Source organism: Phenylobacterium sp., from assembly GCF_035539035.1.
Classification (GTDB): domain Bacteria; phylum Pseudomonadota; class Alphaproteobacteria; order Caulobacterales; family Caulobacteraceae; genus Phenylobacterium.
Map to the genome: position 1 here is coordinate 102,586 of NZ_DATLJI010000010.1, position 15,280 is coordinate 117,865.

The 15,280-nt window shown below is 70.7% G+C and carries 19 protein-coding genes; 8 read left to right on the top strand and 11 right to left on the bottom strand.

Annotated elements, in window-relative coordinates:
• Positions 1–5: 5 nt before the first annotated feature.
• The 6 genes from VM685_RS03615 to VM685_RS03640 form a co-directional block, all read right to left on the bottom strand.
• The gene (locus VM685_RS03615; RefSeq protein WP_325458751.1) at positions 6–1,622 is read right to left on the bottom strand and encodes a TadE/TadG family type IV pilus assembly protein; all 1,617 of its coding nucleotides are present in this window, start codon (positions 1,620–1,622) and stop codon (positions 6–8) included.
• A 143-nt stretch (positions 1,623–1,765) separates the two neighbouring features.
• On the bottom strand, positions 1,766–3,574 hold the full coding sequence (locus VM685_RS03620) for a M2 family metallopeptidase (RefSeq protein WP_325458752.1): 1,809 nt from the start codon (positions 3,572–3,574) through the stop codon (positions 1,766–1,768).
• 89 nt (positions 3,575–3,663) lie between these two features.
• Positions 3,664–4,278 (bottom strand): carbonic anhydrase, encoded by a 615-nt coding sequence (locus VM685_RS03625; protein WP_325458753.1) that lies wholly within the window; start codon positions 4,276–4,278, stop codon positions 3,664–3,666.
• Between the two features lie 47 nt (positions 4,279–4,325).
• A complete protein-coding gene (maiA, locus tag VM685_RS03630; RefSeq protein WP_325458754.1) occupies positions 4,326–4,970 on the bottom strand; it encodes a maleylacetoacetate isomerase in 645 nt (214 codons plus the stop codon).
• A complete protein-coding gene (locus VM685_RS03635) occupies positions 4,970–5,650 on the bottom strand; it encodes a fumarylacetoacetate hydrolase family protein (RefSeq protein ID WP_325458755.1) in 681 nt (226 codons plus the stop codon). The genes maiA and VM685_RS03635 overlap by 1 nt, the downstream gene beginning before the upstream one ends.
• A 42-nt stretch (positions 5,651–5,692) precedes the next feature.
• On the bottom strand, positions 5,693–6,259 hold the full coding sequence (locus VM685_RS03640; RefSeq protein WP_325458756.1) for a DUF4142 domain-containing protein: 567 nt from the start codon (positions 6,257–6,259) through the stop codon (positions 5,693–5,695).
• 81 nt (positions 6,260–6,340) lie between these two features.
• Between VM685_RS03640 and VM685_RS03645 the strand changes: the two genes are divergently transcribed.
• Entirely contained in the window at positions 6,341–7,552 is a 1,212-nt protein-coding gene (locus tag VM685_RS03645; protein WP_414693337.1) for a CaiB/BaiF CoA transferase family protein, read from the top strand.
• Between the two features lie 156 nt (positions 7,553–7,708).
• On the opposite strand, the gene VM685_RS03650 is transcribed toward VM685_RS03645, so the two are convergent.
• On the bottom strand, positions 7,709–9,097 hold the full coding sequence (locus VM685_RS03650; protein WP_325458757.1) for an HWE histidine kinase domain-containing protein: 1,389 nt from the start codon (positions 9,095–9,097) through the stop codon (positions 7,709–7,711).
• 217 nt (positions 9,098–9,314) lie between these two features.
• Here VM685_RS03650 and VM685_RS03655 point away from each other — a divergent pair, with 217 nt between their 5' ends.
• From VM685_RS03655 to VM685_RS03665, 3 genes are all read left to right on the top strand, one after another.
• Positions 9,315–9,632 (top strand): glycine zipper domain-containing protein, encoded by a 318-nt coding sequence (locus tag VM685_RS03655; protein WP_325458758.1) that lies wholly within the window; start codon positions 9,315–9,317, stop codon positions 9,630–9,632.
• A complete protein-coding gene (locus VM685_RS03660; RefSeq protein WP_325458759.1) occupies positions 9,629–10,033 on the top strand; it encodes a hypothetical protein in 405 nt (134 codons plus the stop codon). Before VM685_RS03655 ends, VM685_RS03660 begins: the two co-directional genes overlap by 4 nt.
• Before the next feature lie 110 nt (positions 10,034–10,143).
• The gene (locus tag VM685_RS03665; protein ID WP_325458760.1) at positions 10,144–10,317 is read left to right on the top strand and encodes a DUF1328 domain-containing protein; all 174 of its coding nucleotides are present in this window, start codon (positions 10,144–10,146) and stop codon (positions 10,315–10,317) included.
• Positions 10,318–10,323: 6 nt separating this feature from the next.
• Here the strand turns inward: VM685_RS03665 and VM685_RS03670 are convergent, their stop codons facing one another.
• From VM685_RS03670 to VM685_RS03680, 3 genes are read right to left on the bottom strand one after another with little or no spacing between them, the layout of a single operon-like run.
• Positions 10,324–11,112, bottom strand: coding sequence for a metallophosphoesterase (locus VM685_RS03670; protein ID WP_325458761.1), 789 nt, complete (start codon positions 11,110–11,112; stop codon positions 10,324–10,326).
• A gap of 3 nt (positions 11,113–11,115) precedes the next feature.
• Positions 11,116–11,982, bottom strand: a complete 867-nt coding sequence (locus tag VM685_RS03675) for a diacylglycerol/lipid kinase family protein (RefSeq protein WP_325458762.1) — start codon at positions 11,980–11,982, stop codon at positions 11,116–11,118.
• Between the two features lie 27 nt (positions 11,983–12,009).
• Positions 12,010–12,354, bottom strand: coding sequence for a hypothetical protein (locus VM685_RS03680; RefSeq protein WP_325458763.1), 345 nt, complete (start codon positions 12,352–12,354; stop codon positions 12,010–12,012).
• Positions 12,355–12,479: 125 nt separating this feature from the next.
• Between VM685_RS03680 and VM685_RS03685 the strand changes: the two genes are divergently transcribed.
• From VM685_RS03685 to VM685_RS03700, 4 genes are all read left to right on the top strand, one after another.
• Positions 12,480–12,824, top strand: coding sequence for a YMGG-like glycine zipper-containing protein (locus VM685_RS03685; protein ID WP_325458764.1), 345 nt, complete (start codon positions 12,480–12,482; stop codon positions 12,822–12,824).
• A 102-nt stretch (positions 12,825–12,926) separates the two neighbouring features.
• Entirely contained in the window at positions 12,927–13,373 is a 447-nt protein-coding gene (locus tag VM685_RS03690) for an OmpA family protein (RefSeq protein ID WP_325458765.1), read from the top strand.
• A gap of 436 nt (positions 13,374–13,809) precedes the next feature.
• The gene (locus VM685_RS03695; RefSeq protein ID WP_325458766.1) at positions 13,810–14,019 is read left to right on the top strand and encodes a hypothetical protein; all 210 of its coding nucleotides are present in this window, start codon (positions 13,810–13,812) and stop codon (positions 14,017–14,019) included.
• 11 nt (positions 14,020–14,030) lie between these two features.
• Positions 14,031–14,339 (top strand): hypothetical protein, encoded by a 309-nt coding sequence (locus tag VM685_RS03700; RefSeq protein ID WP_325458767.1) that lies wholly within the window; start codon positions 14,031–14,033, stop codon positions 14,337–14,339.
• Positions 14,340–14,475: 136 nt separating this feature from the next.
• On the opposite strand, the gene VM685_RS03705 is transcribed toward VM685_RS03700, so the two are convergent.
• Entirely contained in the window at positions 14,476–15,276 is an 801-nt protein-coding gene (locus VM685_RS03705) for a response regulator (protein WP_325458768.1), read from the bottom strand.
• Positions 15,277–15,280 lie beyond the last annotated feature (4 nt).

Genomic DNA, 15,280 nt, shown 5'->3' on the forward strand with positions numbered 1-15,280 from the left:
ATCCCCTATTTGGTGATCCGCAGGTTGGTGATCGCCGCGGCGATGGCGTCGAAGGCCGCGCCGAGCTGGTTGACGTTGGCCACATCGAAGAACTTGTCGGGCGCCGAGGCGCAGTTCTGCAGCAGGCTGGACGAGCCGCTCGAGACCTCCACCCGCACCGTATAGACCTCGATCTTGCGGGCCTTCATGGCCGTGCAGAGCGCCGACAGCCGGTTGTTCATGGCGGTGGTGCGCGTGGACGTGCTGGACGCGCCGGTGACGCCGTTCAGCATGCCCTGCCAGATGAAGCCCAGACCGCCGTAGTAGGAGTCGTTCTCCGTATTGGAGTCGAACAGGGTGTTCTCGCCGTCGGTCATCAGGATGACGATCTTGCGCAGGTGCGGCGTGCCGTAGGGCGAGCCGTCGGCCAGCGGGGCGTTCGGCGTCAGCGCATGCCAGCCCCACATCATCCCCAGCGGGATGTTGGTCTCGCCGATGGCCGTCATGTTGTCGATGGCGGTCTTGATGGTCGCGGTGTTGGTGGTCAGCCGGATCATCGGCTGCAGGGTGCAGCCGGCGTTCGGGCCGTGGGTGTAGGTCATCCCGAGGTCGGTGGTGAAATTGCCGGTCCGCCGCCAGGTGGCGCCCACGGCGTACTTGGCCGAGCGCCGCTCGCGGTCCTTCCAGTAGGTGCTGGAGCCGCCGTCGGTCAGGTAGTCGTTGACCTTGGCCGTGCCCGAGACGTCCCGCTCGTCCGCCCAGAAGTAGGGCACGAACATCGACGCCGGGGTCGAGGCGTCGGGCGCCTGCTCGCTGATGTCGAACGGCTGGCGGCGGGATTCCACGCAGCCGGCCCAGGACTGGCCGATGTTCTGCATCATCGTCAGCCGGTCGGTCTGCACGTCGAAGATGTCGTTGTTGGTGGCGTTCGCCCAGTGCTGGGCGGCGCGCGGGTCGATCCAGGCGGGCACGCCGGGGCCCGTGTGGCTGGCCGCGTTCCAGTTGGCGAGACTGGTGGTCCCCTGCACGCGCACCGTGTTGGAGAACGGCACCAGGGCGATCTTGATCGGCTCCGGCTCGGCGCTCATGGCGGCGGCCTGGGCGAGCTTGTCGACCAGCTTCTTGGCCTCGGTCTTCAGCGTCGCCAGCTTCGGCGAGTTGTTCATGACCATGGAGCCGGTGTTGTCGAGCACCAGCGCGATCTCGAGCCGATCGATCGCTCGCTGCACCTCGGTGTCGACGCTGACCGGATCGTGCTCCCAGAGCGCCGGGGCGAGCGCCTGCAGGCGCACGGAGGCCTGGGCCACGACCTTGGTGCCGGACAGGCTGAAGCTGGAGGATTCCAGGACCGCGCCGTTGATCAGCTGCAGGTTGGCGGCCAGCGCCTTGTCCCCGACCGCGTCGATGTCGGCGCTGGTCTGGGCGTTGGAGCGGGCGGCGTAGAGGGCCGCGGCGTCGAGCGCGTCCTGCAGCTTCCCGCGCTGCTCGGTGGCCATGTAGACGTCGAACACGCCGAGCCCCATGGGGATGAGCACGGCGATGGCGAGCGCGAAGATCACCGCCGCCACGCCGCGTTCGTCATGCGCGCCCGCCTTCAGCCGGGCGAGCACGCCCGTCAGGCGGTCACGAGCCTTGATGTTCATCGGGAGCCCCGATCCTTTGGCCACATACGCCGGAAGGATGGCGCGAACAGCGTAAAGGAATGGGGCTAGAGGGACGGTAAATCCCTGTTCAGCATGAAGAAACGGGAAGGACGACGCATCCGCCGCCCTTCCCGCAGGCTAGATCACCAGCCGCACTTCTCGCCGCGGTTCTGCTTGGTCAGCCACACGTTGAGCGGCTGGAAATAGTCCGCCACGGCGCTGGCGTCGGTGCGGGTCTCGCCGGTGAAGGTCTTCAGCGTCTCGGGCCAGGGCTGCGACTGCCCGAGCTCCATCATGGCGTTGAAGCGCTTGCCCATCGCCTCCTGCCCGTAGACCGAGCAGCGGTGCAGCGGCCCCTTCCAGCCGGACTGCTTGCAGGCCGCCCGGTGGAACTGGAACTGGTAGATGTGGGCCAGGAAGTAGCGGGTGTACGGCGTGTTCCCCGGCACGTGGTACTTCGCCCCCGGATCGAAGGCGTCGGCCGGACGCTGGCCCGGCGGGACCAGGCCCTGGTACTGCAGGCGCAGCTTCCACCAGGCGTCGTTGTACTCCTCCGGCGTCACCTCGCCGGAGAACACCTGCCAGCGCCAGCGGTCGACCATCAGGCCGAACGGCAGGAAGGCGATCTTGTCGAGCGCCATCTTCAGGAGGAACGGGATGTCCTCCTCCGTGCCCGGCACCTTCTCCAGCAGGCCGATCTGGTTGAGGTAGGTGGGCGTCGAGGCCGACAGGGCGGCGAAGTCGCCGATCGCCTCGTGGAAGCCGTCGTTGGCCGAGCCGCGGAACAGCACCGGCTGGTCCTTGTAGGCGCGCTGGTAGTAGTTGTGCCCGAGCTCGTGGTGGATGGTGGAGAAGTCCTCCGCATTCACCTTGGTGCACATCTTGATGCGGATGTCGTCCTTGTCGTCGATGTCCCAGGCCGAGGCGTGGCAGACGACTTCCCGGTCCTGCGGCCGGGTGATCAGCGAGCGTTCCCAGAAGGTCTGCGGCAGGGGCTCGAAGCCGAGCGACGAGTAGAAGGCCTCGCCGGTCTTGACCATCTTCACGGGCGTGTAGCCCTTCTCCACCAGCAGCTTGTCGAGGCTGTAGCTGGAGGTGATGCCCTTCGGCTGGACCACGTCGTAGATCTTGCCCCACTGCTGGGCCCACATGTTGCCCAGGAGGTCGGCGCGGATCGGGCCCGAGCGCGCCTGCACGGCGTCGCCGTACTGCTCGTTGAGCCGGGCGCGGACGTAGCAGTGCAGGTTCTTGTAGAAGGGCTCGACCTGCTTCCACAGGCGGTCGGTCTCGCCGGCGAAGGCGTCGGGCTCCATGTCGTAGTTGGACCGCCAGAGCGCGCCGGTGTCCTTGTAGCCCAGGCCCACCGCGCCCTCGTTGGAGAGGGCGACGAAGCGGGCGTAGTCCGGCTTCATGACCGGGGAGATGGAGTGCCAGCCTTCCCACACCTGGCGCAGCTCCGCCGGGTTGCGGGAGGTGGCGAGCACGTCTTCGGCGTCGTTCAGGGTGATCTGCTTGCCCTGGAACTCGAACTTGCCGGTGGAATAGGTGGAATCCAGCTTGGTCAGCAGGTTCGACAGCTCCTCGGCCGCGCCCGGACGGTTCGGAGCCGGCGAGACGAGGTAGAGCTTGAGCAGCTTCAGCTTGCGGGCGGTGACCGGGTCGGCCTGCACGCCGTTGAAGCGGGCGGCCTCCATGGCGAGCCGGGTGGCGAGCTCGTTCTGCTCGGCGCCGGCCTTGGCCTCCAGCCATTGGGTGTCGGCGGTGATGAAGTTGGCGCGCACCCAGGCGGCGCGCGCGGCGAAGGCGTTGGCCTTCTCGAGCTGGGCTTCGGCGTTCTCGACGAAGGCCTTGGCCTCCGCCGCGGTGGGCGCAGCGGCCGGCCGCTGGGCCACGGCGGGGCCGGAGCCGAGAAGGAGGGCGACCGCGGAGGCCGCCAACAGCTTGGATCTCATCGCTTATCCTTGAGCGTTTCACCGGCGCCGTCTGGCGGGCGCCGCAGGTGGCGCGGATGGGAAGCCTCCCCCCGCGCCCGCGTCAAGGGTCAGCCGAGCCGTTGCAGGTCTTCGATGCTGGCGGTGGTGACGTCGAGGTCGGTCACAAGTCCGTTTGAGATGGAATAGACCCATCCGTGCACCGACAGCGGCTGGCCGCGGGCCCAGGCGTCCTGGATGAAGACGTCGGAGGCGACGTTTCGCACCTGGCGGATCACGTTGAGCTCCACCAGCCGGTCCCAGCGGGCGCGCTCGTCGCCGAGCTGCTCCAGCTCGTGCTTGTGGTCGTGGTGCACCTCGCGGATCGGGTGCAGCCAGTGGTCCACGAGACCCCGGCGCTGGCCGTCGACGGCCGCGGCGACGCCCCCGCAGCCGTAGTGGCCGACCACCAGGATGTGCTTCACCTTGATGACGTCGACGGCGAACTGCAGCACCGAGAGGTAGTTGGCGTCCTGCGGCGGGGCGAGATTGGCCACGTTGCGGTGGACGAACAGCTCGCCCGGATCGAGATCGACGATCTCGTTGGCCGGCACGCGGCTGTCGGAGCAGCCGATCCAGAGGTATTCCGGCGCCTGCTGGCCTTCCAGGCGCTTGAAGAAGCCGGGGTCGGCGGAGACCTTGCGTTCCGCCCAGCGACGATTGTTGGCCTTGAGATCCGAGAGCATGGGCGCGCCTTAAGCCGAGCGGCGTTCGGCGGCAACCCCGCGGGCGATCACGCCGGCGTGGCGTCGGGCTGGCGGTCGGGATGGGCGGCGGCGAAGGCCGGGTGTTCGGCGGCCCGGGCGGCGGCGGCGGCGATGGCCGGGTAGGGATCCAGCGCCACGCCGTAGCGGTGGGCGGAATAGACCTGCGGGATCAGGCAGCAGTCGGCGAGCGTGGGCGCAGCCCCGAAGGCGAAGCCCTGGCCGTGGCGGGCGACCATGGGCTCGAGCGCCCGGAAGCCGTCGTTGATCCAGCGCTGCGACCAGGCCTCGCGGCCGGCGTCGTCGACGCCGAGGGCGGTGAGCTGCTGCTGGATGCGCAGGTTGTTCAGCGGGTGGATGTCGCAGGCGACGATGCCGGCCATGGCGCGCACCACCGCGCGGTCATGGGCGTCGGCGGGCAGCAGCGGCGGGACCGGATGGACCTCCTCCAGCCACTCCAGGATGGCGAGGCTCTGGGTGAGCGTATGGCCGTCCTCGGTGACGAGGCTCGGGACCAGTTCCTGGGCGTTGAGCGCCCGGTACTCGTCGGAGTGCTGCACGCCCTTCACCAGGTGCACGGGGGCGTAGTCGTAGGCCAGCCCCTTGAGGTTCAGCCCGATGCGGACCCGGTAGGGGGCGGTGGCCCTCCAGTAGCTGTGCAGGACAAGCGGCATCAGACCACCTGGAAGGCGAGCTGGCCGACGCCCTCCACCTCGCCCTGGACGCGGTCGCCGCGGACCAGCGGGCCGACGCCTTCCGGCGTGCCGGTGTAGATCAGGTCGCCCGGCGCGAGCTTCCAGAGCTTGGAGGCCTCGGAGACGATCTCCGGGACGTTCCAGATCATGTCGGCGACGGTGGCGTCCTGGCGCACCTGGCCGTTGACGGAGAGCGCGATGCGGCCCTGCGGCGGCGGGCCCTGCCACCTGCGGATGGCGGAGATCGGGGCCGACGCGTCGAACCCCTTGGCGCTGTCCCACGGCTGGCCCTTGTCGCGGGCGGCGGCCTGCAGGTCGCGGCGGGTGAGGTCGACGCCCACCGCATAGCCGTAGATCAGGTCCAGCGCCTGGTCGGGCGGCGCGTCCGACCCGCCCCTGCCGATCGCCACCACCAGCTCGATCTCGTGGTGCAGGTTGCCGGTGCGCTGCGGATAGGCCGGGTCGGTCCCGGGCGGGACGACGGCGTCGGCGGGCTTGGCGAAGAAGAACGGCGGGTCGCGGTCGTCGCCGCCCATCTCGCGCCGGTGGGCGGCGTAGTTGCGCCCGACGCAGAGGATGCGGCGGACCGGGAAGGCCGCGGCCTCGCCCTCCACGGGCACGGTCGGGACGGCGGGCGGATCGAGGACGTAGGCGCTCATGACCTTAGCGCTTAACCCTCGGGCATGCGGTTGGGAAGGCGCCTAGCGGAGCTGCTCCAGCAGGCCGCGCGCGTGCTGCAGGTGCTGGCGCACCACCCCGGCCGCCTCCGCCGCGAAGGCCTTGAGCGAGGGAACGTCGCCGTCCTCGGCATAGGCCTGCAGCCGCGCCAGCGCCTCCTCGTGGGCGCGCACCTGGGCCTCCATGAAGCGGCGGTCGAACTGCTCCTGCGGCGCAGACGGAAGCTGGCCGAGGTCGGCGGCGGGCGCGGGCGCGGCGAGGGCATGGCCGGACTCGGCCACCGCCTTGGCGAGTTTCTGCGAAGAGGTGGTGTGGTCGGCGACCAGCATGGCGGCGAAGGCGCGGACGTCGCTGTTGCGGGCGCTGGCCTGCGCCAGCCGGCCGCTGGCGACCTCGAAGGCGTCGCTCGCCGCGGCGCGGGCGACGAAGTCCTGGGCGGAGGGGATCGGGGCCGGCGGGGCGACGGTCACCACGTCGCGGACCTCGGCCTTGGCGGCCTCCGCCTCGGCCATGGCGCGGGCGCGCGCGTTCGTCTCGCCCGAGCAGGCGGCGAGCGCCAGGGCGGAAATACTTAGGTATCGTAGGGTCAAGATTGACAAGGCCATGCGCGCGCGGCTCCACCTTGGTCGCGTCACCTCAACCCCCGCCGACCGCAGCCGTTCCGAGAGCCCATGTCCGCATCCCCCGCCGCCCCAGGCCCGCTGGCCGATCTCGTCGTCATCGAGATGGGCACACTGATCGCCGGCCCCTTCTGCGGCCAGATCCTCGGCGACTTCGGCGCGGAGGTGATCAAGATCGAGGACCCGAAGACCGGCGACCCGATGCGCCAGTGGGGCCGCAGCCTGCCCAAGGGCCTGTCGCCCTGGTGGCCGGTGATCGGGCGCAACAAGAAGTCCGTCGGCCTCGACCTGCGCACGCCGGAGGGCCAGGCGCTGGCCCGCGAGCTGATCCGCGGCGCTGACGTGGTGATCGAGAACTTCCGCCCGGGCGCCATGGAGAAGTGGGGCCTGTCCTACGAGAGCCTCGCGGCCGAGAACCCGAAGCTGGTGATGGCGCGGGTGTCCGGCTTCGGCCAGACGGGCCCCTATTCGCAACGAGCGGGCTACGGGCTGATCGGCGAGGCCATGGGGGGCCTGCGCTATGTCACCGGCGAGCCCGACCGGCCGCCGGCGCGGGCGGGCATCTCCATCGGCGACAGCCTGGCGGCCATGCATGCGGTGATGGGGATCATGATGGCCCTGCACCACCGCGAGCGCACCGGCCAGGGCCAGGTGATCGATGCGGCGCTCTACGAGAGCGTGCTGGCGGTGATGGAGAACCTGGTCACCGAATACGACCTGACCGGATACGTCCGCGAGCGCTCGGGCTCGATCCTGCCCGGGATCGCGCCGTCGAACGCCTATCCGTGCGCCAACGGCGAGATGATCCTGATCGGCGGCAACGGCGACAACGTCTACGCCCGGCTGACCGAGGCCATGGGGCGGCCCGAGCTGAAGACCGACCCGAAGTTCGTGGACCACGCCAGCCGGGGAAAGAACCAGGCGGAGCTGGACGCGATCATCGCCGGCTGGACCAGCGGCTGGGCGCTCTCCGACCTCCTGAAGCTCCTGGAGGAAAAGGGCATCCCGGCGAGCCGCGTGTTCCGCGCGCCGGACATGCTGGAGGACCCGCAGTTCGCCGCCCGCGAGGCCATCGTGGAGACGGAGCATCCCGTGTTCGGCAGGATCAAGATGCAGAACGCCTTCCCCAAGCTCTCTGCGACGCCGGGGCGGGTGCGCTGGCCGGGGCCGGCGCTGGGCGAGCATACGGAGGCGGTGCTGCGCGAGCGGGCCGGCTGTTCGGACGAACGCCTGGCGTCGCTCAGGGCGAAGGGCGTCATCTGACGCGCTTCGCTTGGAGCTGGAGGTCGGGTCGCTTGTTTCCGGGCGATGTCCCTAGGCCGCCGGTCCGGCCCCTGCGGCTTCCGCAGGTCCCCCAAGCCCTTGACTTAAAGCTTAGCTTATCAATTGACGAGGCGGCGCCTTGTCTCAGGGGGTGCGTCAGCTTGACCGCAGGAGTTCGGCCACCGCGGCGGCCACCTGGGTCACGTCGTACGGCTTGCGGATGACCGGGGCGTCGAAGCCCCCCGGCGCGCCGCCGTTCTCACCGTAGCCGGTGGCGAACACGAAGGGGACCTTCCGACGGGCCAGGGCCTCGGCCACCGGGGTCACCGAGCGGCCGTTGAGGTTGGCGTCGAGCACGGCCGCGTCGATCGGCCGGTCGAGAAGGGCCATCGCCTCCTCCAGCTCATAGGCGGGGCCGATCACCTCGGCGCCGGCCTCCGACAGGCCGGTCTCCAGCTCCAGCGCCAGCAGGACGGCGTCCTCGACGATCAGCACCCGCGAGCCCCGGAGGTTGGTCGGGCCGTTCGAGGCCATCACGGTCTCGACGCTGCGGGCGACGGGCGCCTCCGGCACGGTTTCGGGGCGCGGAGCCACCGCCTGAGCGCCGGCCCGCAGGCGCGCGTGGACGCCGGCGGGGCGGTATTCCACCACCGTGTCCCCGTTCAGCTCGCGCCCGGTGACCTGTTCGAGCAGCGTGGTGCCGAAGCCCTGGCGGGCCGGGGCGAAGACCCGCGGGCCGCCGCTTTCGGTCCAGTGCAGCTCGAAGCCGCCGCTCGCCAGGCGCGACCAGCGGACGTCCACGTGGCCGGTATCCACCGAAAGCGCGCCGAACTTCACCGCATTGGTCGCCAGCTCGTGCACGGCGAGCGACAGGGCGTTGGCGGCGCGCGGCGTGAGGAACAGCTCCGGCCCGTCCCAGCTCGTCTGGCCGGGCGCGAGCGCGCCCAGCTCCGCGGCCACCAGGTGGTCGATGGCGGCGCCGCGCCAGCGGGCGGCGGTCAGCAACTCGTTGGCGGAGCCCATGGCCTTCAGCCGGCCGCCGAAGTTGGAGAGGAAGCTTTCCAGCGAGGTGGTGCGCTTGGCCGTCTGCTGGGCCAGCGCCTGGACGGCGGCCAGAACGTTCTTCACCCGGTGGTCGAGCTCGGCCATCAAGGTCTGGCGCTGCTCTTCCTCCAGCTTGCGTTCGCTGACGTCCTGCACGATGCCCGTGACCCGGCTCGGCTCGCCGGCGTCCGTCTTGGTGACCACCCCCGCCAGCCGGATCCAGACGACGCGGCCGTCGTCGCCGCGAATCTGCCGGAACTCCGCCTCGTAGGGACCGCCGGCTTCGATGTTGCGGGCGCGATCGGCGCGGAAGGCCTCCAGGTCGTCCGGGTGGACGTAGCGGTCCAGGGCCTCGCCGCCCTCGGCGGCCATCTCGCCGGCCGGCTGGCCGACGATGGCGGCCATGCGCTCCGAGACCAGGAAGACGTCGCGGGCGAGGTCCCACTCGAATTCGCCCAGGCCTGCGGCCTCCAACGCGAGTTCCAGACGGTCGCGGTTCACTCTGACGTCGATCCCTTGGGCTATGCGCGTCTGGCGAGCATAGGGCCGCCCGCGGCGCCGCGCGACAGGAACCGTGCGTTTCCCACAAGCGTTTGCTGCGCGGGTGACACGACAAAAGCTCCGCCTTTGCCCCGCAAGGCGGAACCGGCTAGCATGTCCGGCGTTCACGTTAGCGCTTCCCCGCGCTCGCCCGGGGTCCTTCTTCGGAGACATCGACATGCCCGCGAACGCCGTTGACTACGCCGATGACACCAGCGCCACGAACGGCGCAGGCGGCGACAGCAGCAAGCGCCTGGCCGCCGAAGCGCAACGCACCTTCGCCGAGGCCCGCGCCAAGATCGAACAGGTCGTGCAGGAAGGCCTGGAGCAACTGCGCGCCCAGAGCCGCACCTACGCCGACACCGCCGGCCAGCAGCTCGACGTGGCCCAGCAGTATGTGAGCGAGCGCGTCAAGGAACGTCCGCTCGCCGCCACCGGCGCCGCGCTCGGCGTCGGCGTGCTGATCGGCCTGCTGCTCTCCTCCGGCCGCCGTTGAACTTCAAGCGTGCGCTGACACTGCTGGCCGCCGTCGCCGCCATCGCGGCGGCGGCGGTCGTGTGCGTGGTCGCGGCCTCGTTCGCGCTCTACGCCTTCGCCAAGCTGTACGTGGGCGCCGCCGGGGCGGCGGCCATCGTTGCGGGGGTGTTCGCCATCTTCGCCCTGATCGTCGCCTTCGCGATCACCCGCAAGGCCAAGCCGAAGCCGCAGCCGCCCGAGCAGGCGGGCATGGCCGGCCGGCTGATCGAGCTGGCGCGCGAACGGCCGATCGTGGCTGCGGGCGCGACCGTCGGCGCGGCGATCCTGCTGGCCCGCAACCCGAAGATCGTCACCACGATCCTGAGCGCCGCCATCGCCGGCCGCGCCGCCTCCGCCAAGCCCACCGACCGCCGCCGCTAGGCGCTTCCAAGCGACACCGTGGAACAGCTGCGCTGCGCGGCCGTTCAACTGAGCGAGCTGTTTCGCTCAGGCCCCTAAGTCGCGCGGCAAGGCGCGGAAGGAGAACGGCAATGCTCGGATGGGCTCTGACTTTCCTGGTGGTCGCGCTGATCGCCGCGGTGCTTGGCTTCACTTCTGTCGCAGGCGCCGCGATGGGGATCGCGAAGATCCTGTTCTACGTCTTCCTGGTGCTCTTCCTGGTGTCGATCGTCATGCACTTCGTACGCGGACGAGGCGTACCCTAACCACCTTCAGACCGGTCGCCGGTCGAGCGACCAGGTCCGATAGGGCTCGTAGTGCGAGCCCCCCCAACCCAGGGCGGCGACACGGATCGCCGCCCCTTCTATTTCCACCACATTGAAACCCGGCGGGACGCCGCGCTCGCGGATCGAGAGGGTGCCGGCGCCCACCGCATAGGTCTTCCCGTCGCCGAACGGATAGGGCCAGGTGAAGGGCGCATGGATGTGCCCGGAGAGCACCAGGTCCACCCGCGCCTCGGCGAAGGCGCGCGCCGCCGCCGGCCCGCCCCAGACGCGGGCGGTCATCGGGCCGCCGATCATCTCCATCAGCGGATGGTGGCAGACGAGGATGCGGAAGCACTCCGCCGGCGCCCGCCGGAACCAGGCCGTGGCCTCGCGCACCTGGCCGGCGGCGATCTGCCCCTTCGACCAGTTGAGCCGGGGCTGGGCGCCGCGGGCGGTGTTGACGCCGCGCACGGCGAAGCCGCCGCCGAGGTGGCTCTGGGCCCGGGCCGGGCCGATCGCCTGCTCGAAGCGGTGGAACGGCGTGAAGATCCGCTCGGCCACGGCGATGTAGGGCGCGTCGTGGTTGCCGGGGGTGACCAGCTTCGGCCCCTTGAGCGACGCCAGCCACTCGGCCGCGGCCTCGAACTCCGGCTTCTCGCCGTAGCGGGTGAGGTCGCCCGAGACGATCACCAGGTCGAACTGGCCATTGTTCACGTGGTCGGCCGCAGCGGCCACGGCGGCCTGGTTCTCGCCGCCGAAGTGGATGTCCGAGAGATGGGCGAAGCGGATCGTCACGGCTCAGACGTCCTTGGGGATCGCCAGCACGCGGACGAGCTCCGGCTGGTAGCGCACCTCGGCCAGGGACTTCAGGCGCACGGACTCGCCGTCGAGGATGGCGGGGATGCCGTGGGCGGCCCAGACGCGGGCGAGATGGCAGCGCTCGGTGACCACGTTCGGATCATCGCGCCAGTCGCCGGTCAGCGCATGGAAGCCCAGCCGGAAGGCGTCCAGCGCCCCCTTCACGTCCAGAGCGGCCGCCTCGAGCACCTGCTCGTCCTCGGCCAGGGCGCGGGAGGCCAGGGGGCACATGAAGGTCAGGGCCTCGGCCTTCTCCCGCGCGCCGCCGTCGATGATGTAGCGCAGCCGTCCCGAGAAGGCGCGGCGCATGGCGCGGCGGGCGCGCAGGAGGGCGAGCTTCTTCTGGCCGAAGCGGGCGGCCTCGCGGGCCGGCGCCCACAGGGCCGGCGAACCGAGGATGGCGGCCACCAGGAAGAACCGCCCCTCGACCTCCCCGCCGCCCAGCATCCGCTCTTCGCCCTGGGCGAGCGCGATGGACAGCGCGTCCTGCCAGGGCCGCGCGCCATAGATGGCGTGGGGCAGCATGTTCATGGTGCCGCCCGGCAGGGGCGCGATCATCGGGCCCTTGGGGCCGCACATCTCGGCGGCGGCGCGCGCGGTGCCATCGCCCGCGAGGACGACGATCAGGTCCGGCGCGGCGTCGACGGCGGCGCGGAGGCAGTCGGTGAGTTCGTCGGGCGGCGGGGCGCACACGTGCGCATCCACGCCGAAGTCGGCGAAGATCTTCTCGATCTCCTGCGGAGCATCCTCGCTGACGCTGCCGGAGGCGACGTTGGCGATGGCCTCGACGCGGCGGATGCGCGTCACGCCCCCCTCCTCCCTGGCTTCAGTTCGTCAGCTGGCCGTGTCGGCCGGTTCGGCGGCTTCGGTCTTCGCCGACTGGCCCGCGTCGCGCAAGGCCTGGCCGGCGTCCGAGGCGGCGTCGCGCACCGCGGGCTCGGCCCGGTTGGCGGCGACGGACAGGTTCTGGTCGACCACGTCCCCGGCCCGCGTGAAGGAGCCGTTGAAGGCGGCGAGCGCCATCAGCGCCAGGCCCACGGCCGCGGCGATGAAGGTGAAGGTCATCAGCACGGGGTGGCGCTTGCGCGTCGCCCGCTCGTCGCGACGACCCCGTTCGTAGGCTTCCCGCAGGTCGGCCCTGAGGTCGTCGGCCTGCGCGTCTCGGCGTTCGCCAACCATGGGTGAGGCTCCTAAAGGGTGTCCTGCCGCGCCTAACGACCTCCACAGGGGACGGGTTCCGGCGGAACTGCTACGCTTGAAGGTGCGTTAGGGGCCGTAGGGGACAAGCAAGGAGAGCCCAAGACATGCTCAAGCCATTGATCGCCCTCGCCGGGGCCGGCGTACTGGCCGCTGCCTGCACGAGCACCGGCAATGTGGAAGGTAATGCGGCCGGCGGCGCCGCGCTGGGCGCGCTCGCGGGCGCGGCCATCGGTGCGGTCTCCGGCGACGTGGGCGTCGGCACGGGCGCCGCTGTTGGCGCCGGCGTCGGCGCGGTCGCGGGCGCGGTGAAGGGTTGCCGCGATGACGGCGGCTGCGGCGCGGCTCCGGCCAACCGCCAGCAATATTACGACGAACGGGCGGGGCGTTATTACTACTACGACCCCGCGACCGGCCGTTACTACTGGTCCGACGGCACGCCCCGCTACTAGGGCGTCGCGGACCTTCGAGACGGCAAGGGCGGTCGGTTATCCGGCCGCCCTTTGTCGTGCATGATGAGCGGCGGCAGAAATGCCAACGGGAGGGCTGACGACATGACGATGGCGAGGATGGCTGCGGTGGCGGCCCTGACGGCGGGCCTGGCGGCCTGCGCCACGATCGACCGGGCGCGCGAGCGCTTCGTGCGCATTCCCAACCGCTGCGCCGACCAGGCGGTGCAGATCTATTTCGAGCCGGGCGCGGCCGAGCTGACCGCCGAGGGCCGCGCGGTGATCCGGCAGGCGTCCGAGGAGGCCCGCGGCTGCACCGTGAGCAGCGTCGAGGTCACCGGCCTGTCGGACGCGGCCGGCGCGAGCGAGGCCAACCTCGAGCTCTCCAAGCGGCGCGCCCAGTCGGTGACGGCGGCCCTGGCCGCGGCCGGCCTGCCCGCCGCGGAATTCCGCGTGGCGGCGGCCGGCGAGACCGGCTCGGCCACCGCCGACGGCAGCACCACCCCGCTGCGCCGGCGCGCCGATGTCGTGCTGCACATGAGCCGGGACTAGCCGGGAGGTCCGCGGTCCCCGCAGGGGTCGCGGCGCTCGTCCGCACGCCGGCCGACGGCACAAAGAAAGGGCGGGTCCCTTGGGACCCGCCTGAAGTGTGCATCATCGAGAAAAGGGGTGCGGAGACGGCAGACTGGCATGATCGCCAGTCTCAAGTCGGGGGGGGCGTCGCCGCCTCCGCACACCTAGAAACACACATCCCGGAAACCCGTTCCGGCGGTTTCGAAAAAAATTTGGAAAAATCTGCGCACGCGGCCGGGCCGCGCGGGGCGCGGCGGCTCTCCCCGGGCAATTTCATCCACAGGCTTTGAAATTGCAAGGCTTTCCTCGCAGCTTCACCGTTCCGCACCGGGAGGGGGAACGGCGGCTTGGCCGGTGCGTTAGGCCCTTGGCGGGCGGAAACGGGCCCGCCGGGTCCGCGAGGGAACGCTCGACCATGCGCAATTCGTTCGCGACGCGGGGCGGCTTCACCCTGATGAAGACGCCCAGCCACCGGCAACAGGTGACTCGCCGCCGGCTGATGGTCGTCTGCGCCGTACTGGGGCTGGCCCTGGCCAGCGGCGTGATCGGATCCCTCACCGCCCGGACCGACCTGGAGCCCGCCAGGGCCTACATCGGTCCGTCCAGCTATTTCCCGTCTGAGTAAGGAGCTCCGCCATGGCGCTTTCCACGCGCTATTCAAACCGAACCACGCTCGGCGCCACCCGGGCCCGCCAAGGGCGTTTCGGCCGCCATGTGGTCTGGGTGCTGCTGTTCGGCACCATCCTCGCGGCGCTCGGCCTCTTCGCCGCCTGGACCTGGAAGTCCGGGGACCTGGCGTCCACCGAACCGAACAACGCCCGCGAGGCGGCCGACGCTCGCGCCTTCAACGCCCCCGAGCCCGCGGCCATCAACACCCCGCCGCCGCAGGCCACCCAGCCGGGCAGCGCTCAGGGCGAGCCGCCGCCGGCGCCGGTCGGCCAGTAGGCTTCCAGTCCTTCTGGGTACAGAACGGCCGCCCTCACCGGCGGCCGTTTTTCTTGCGCCGGACGCCGGGCGCAAAAGGAAAGGGGCGCCGCAAGCGACGCCCCTGAACCCCACCGTCTTTTATCTCTGGAACCGCTCAGGCGGCCTGCTTGGAGGCCTTGCGCGGATGGAAGAACAGCGCCTGCCCGATCGCCGCCTTCACCGTCTCCGGCTGGAAGGGCTTGGTGATCAGGAAGGTGGGCTCCGGACGCTCGCCGGTCAGCAGGCGTTCCGGGAAGGCGGTGATGAAGATCACCGGCACGTCGTAGCGGGCCAGGATGTCCTTCACCGCATCGATGCCCGACGAGCCGTCGGCCAGCTGGATGTCGGCCAGCACGAGGCCCGGGGTCTTGCGGGTGACCGCGTCGACGGCCTCGGTGCGCGTCGCGGCGATGTCGACCACCGTATGGCCGAGTTCCTTGACCAGCGCCTCGATGTCGGCGGCGATGACCGGCTCGTCCTCGATGATCAGGACATCGGTGGCCAGCTCGGCGTCGATCTCGGCCTGAGCCTCGGCGATCAGCTTCTCCACCTCGGCGAAGTCGGTGCCCAGGATCTGGGCCGCTTCCGAAGGCGTGAAGCCTTCCAGGGCGGTGAGCAGGAAGGCCTGCCGCGAGCGCGGGGCGATGCGCATCAGGCGGCGCGTGGTGTCGTCGGCGCCGGCGTCGTCCTCGGCCGGGCCCTCAAGCTGGGCGCCGGAGGTGCACCAGATGGCGTGGAACACGTGATAGAGCGCGACGCGCGGCGTCAGATTGGCTTCGAGCACGCGCTCGCCAGCGGCCAGGGCCTCCAGCGCCACGCGCACGTAGTGGTCGCCCGTCGTCTGATCTCCGGTGAGGGCGCGGGCGTATCGGCGCACGTACGGCAGGTGCGGCGCCAGGCGGGCAAGAAGACTCAAGGGG

Bases quoted from the DNA above. Each gene is read 5' to 3' on its own strand.
- VM685_RS03645 (WP_414693337.1), top strand. From the start codon at position 6,341: ATGTCCGCATCCCCCGCCGCCCCAGGCCCGCTGGCCGATCTCGTCGTC.
- VM685_RS03680 (WP_325458763.1), bottom strand. From the start codon at position 12,354: ATGGTTGGCGAACGCCGAGACGCGCAGGCCGACGACCTCAGGGCCGAC.
- VM685_RS03625 (WP_325458753.1), bottom strand. From the start codon at position 4,278: ATGCTCTCGGATCTCAAGGCCAACAATCGTCGCTGGGCGGAACGCAAG.
- VM685_RS03695 (WP_325458766.1), top strand. From the start codon at position 13,810: ATGCGCAATTCGTTCGCGACGCGGGGCGGCTTCACCCTGATGAAGACG.
- VM685_RS03635 (WP_325458755.1), bottom strand. From the start codon at position 5,650: ATGAGCGCCTACGTCCTCGATCCGCCCGCCGTCCCGACCGTGCCCGTG.
- VM685_RS03655 (WP_325458758.1), top strand. From the start codon at position 9,315: ATGCCCGCGAACGCCGTTGACTACGCCGATGACACCAGCGCCACGAAC.
- VM685_RS03690 (WP_325458765.1), top strand. From the start codon at position 12,927: ATGACGATGGCGAGGATGGCTGCGGTGGCGGCCCTGACGGCGGGCCTG.
- VM685_RS03665 (WP_325458760.1), top strand. From the start codon at position 10,144: ATGCTCGGATGGGCTCTGACTTTCCTGGTGGTCGCGCTGATCGCCGCG.
- VM685_RS03620 (WP_325458752.1), bottom strand. From the start codon at position 3,574: ATGAGATCCAAGCTGTTGGCGGCCTCCGCGGTCGCCCTCCTTCTCGGC.
- VM685_RS03700 (WP_325458767.1), top strand. From the start codon at position 14,031: ATGGCGCTTTCCACGCGCTATTCAAACCGAACCACGCTCGGCGCCACC.
- VM685_RS03615 (WP_325458751.1), bottom strand. From the start codon at position 1,622: ATGAACATCAAGGCTCGTGACCGCCTGACGGGCGTGCTCGCCCGGCTG.
- VM685_RS03685 (WP_325458764.1), top strand. From the start codon at position 12,480: ATGCTCAAGCCATTGATCGCCCTCGCCGGGGCCGGCGTACTGGCCGCT.
- maiA (WP_325458754.1), bottom strand. From the start codon at position 4,970: ATGCCGCTTGTCCTGCACAGCTACTGGAGGGCCACCGCCCCCTACCGG.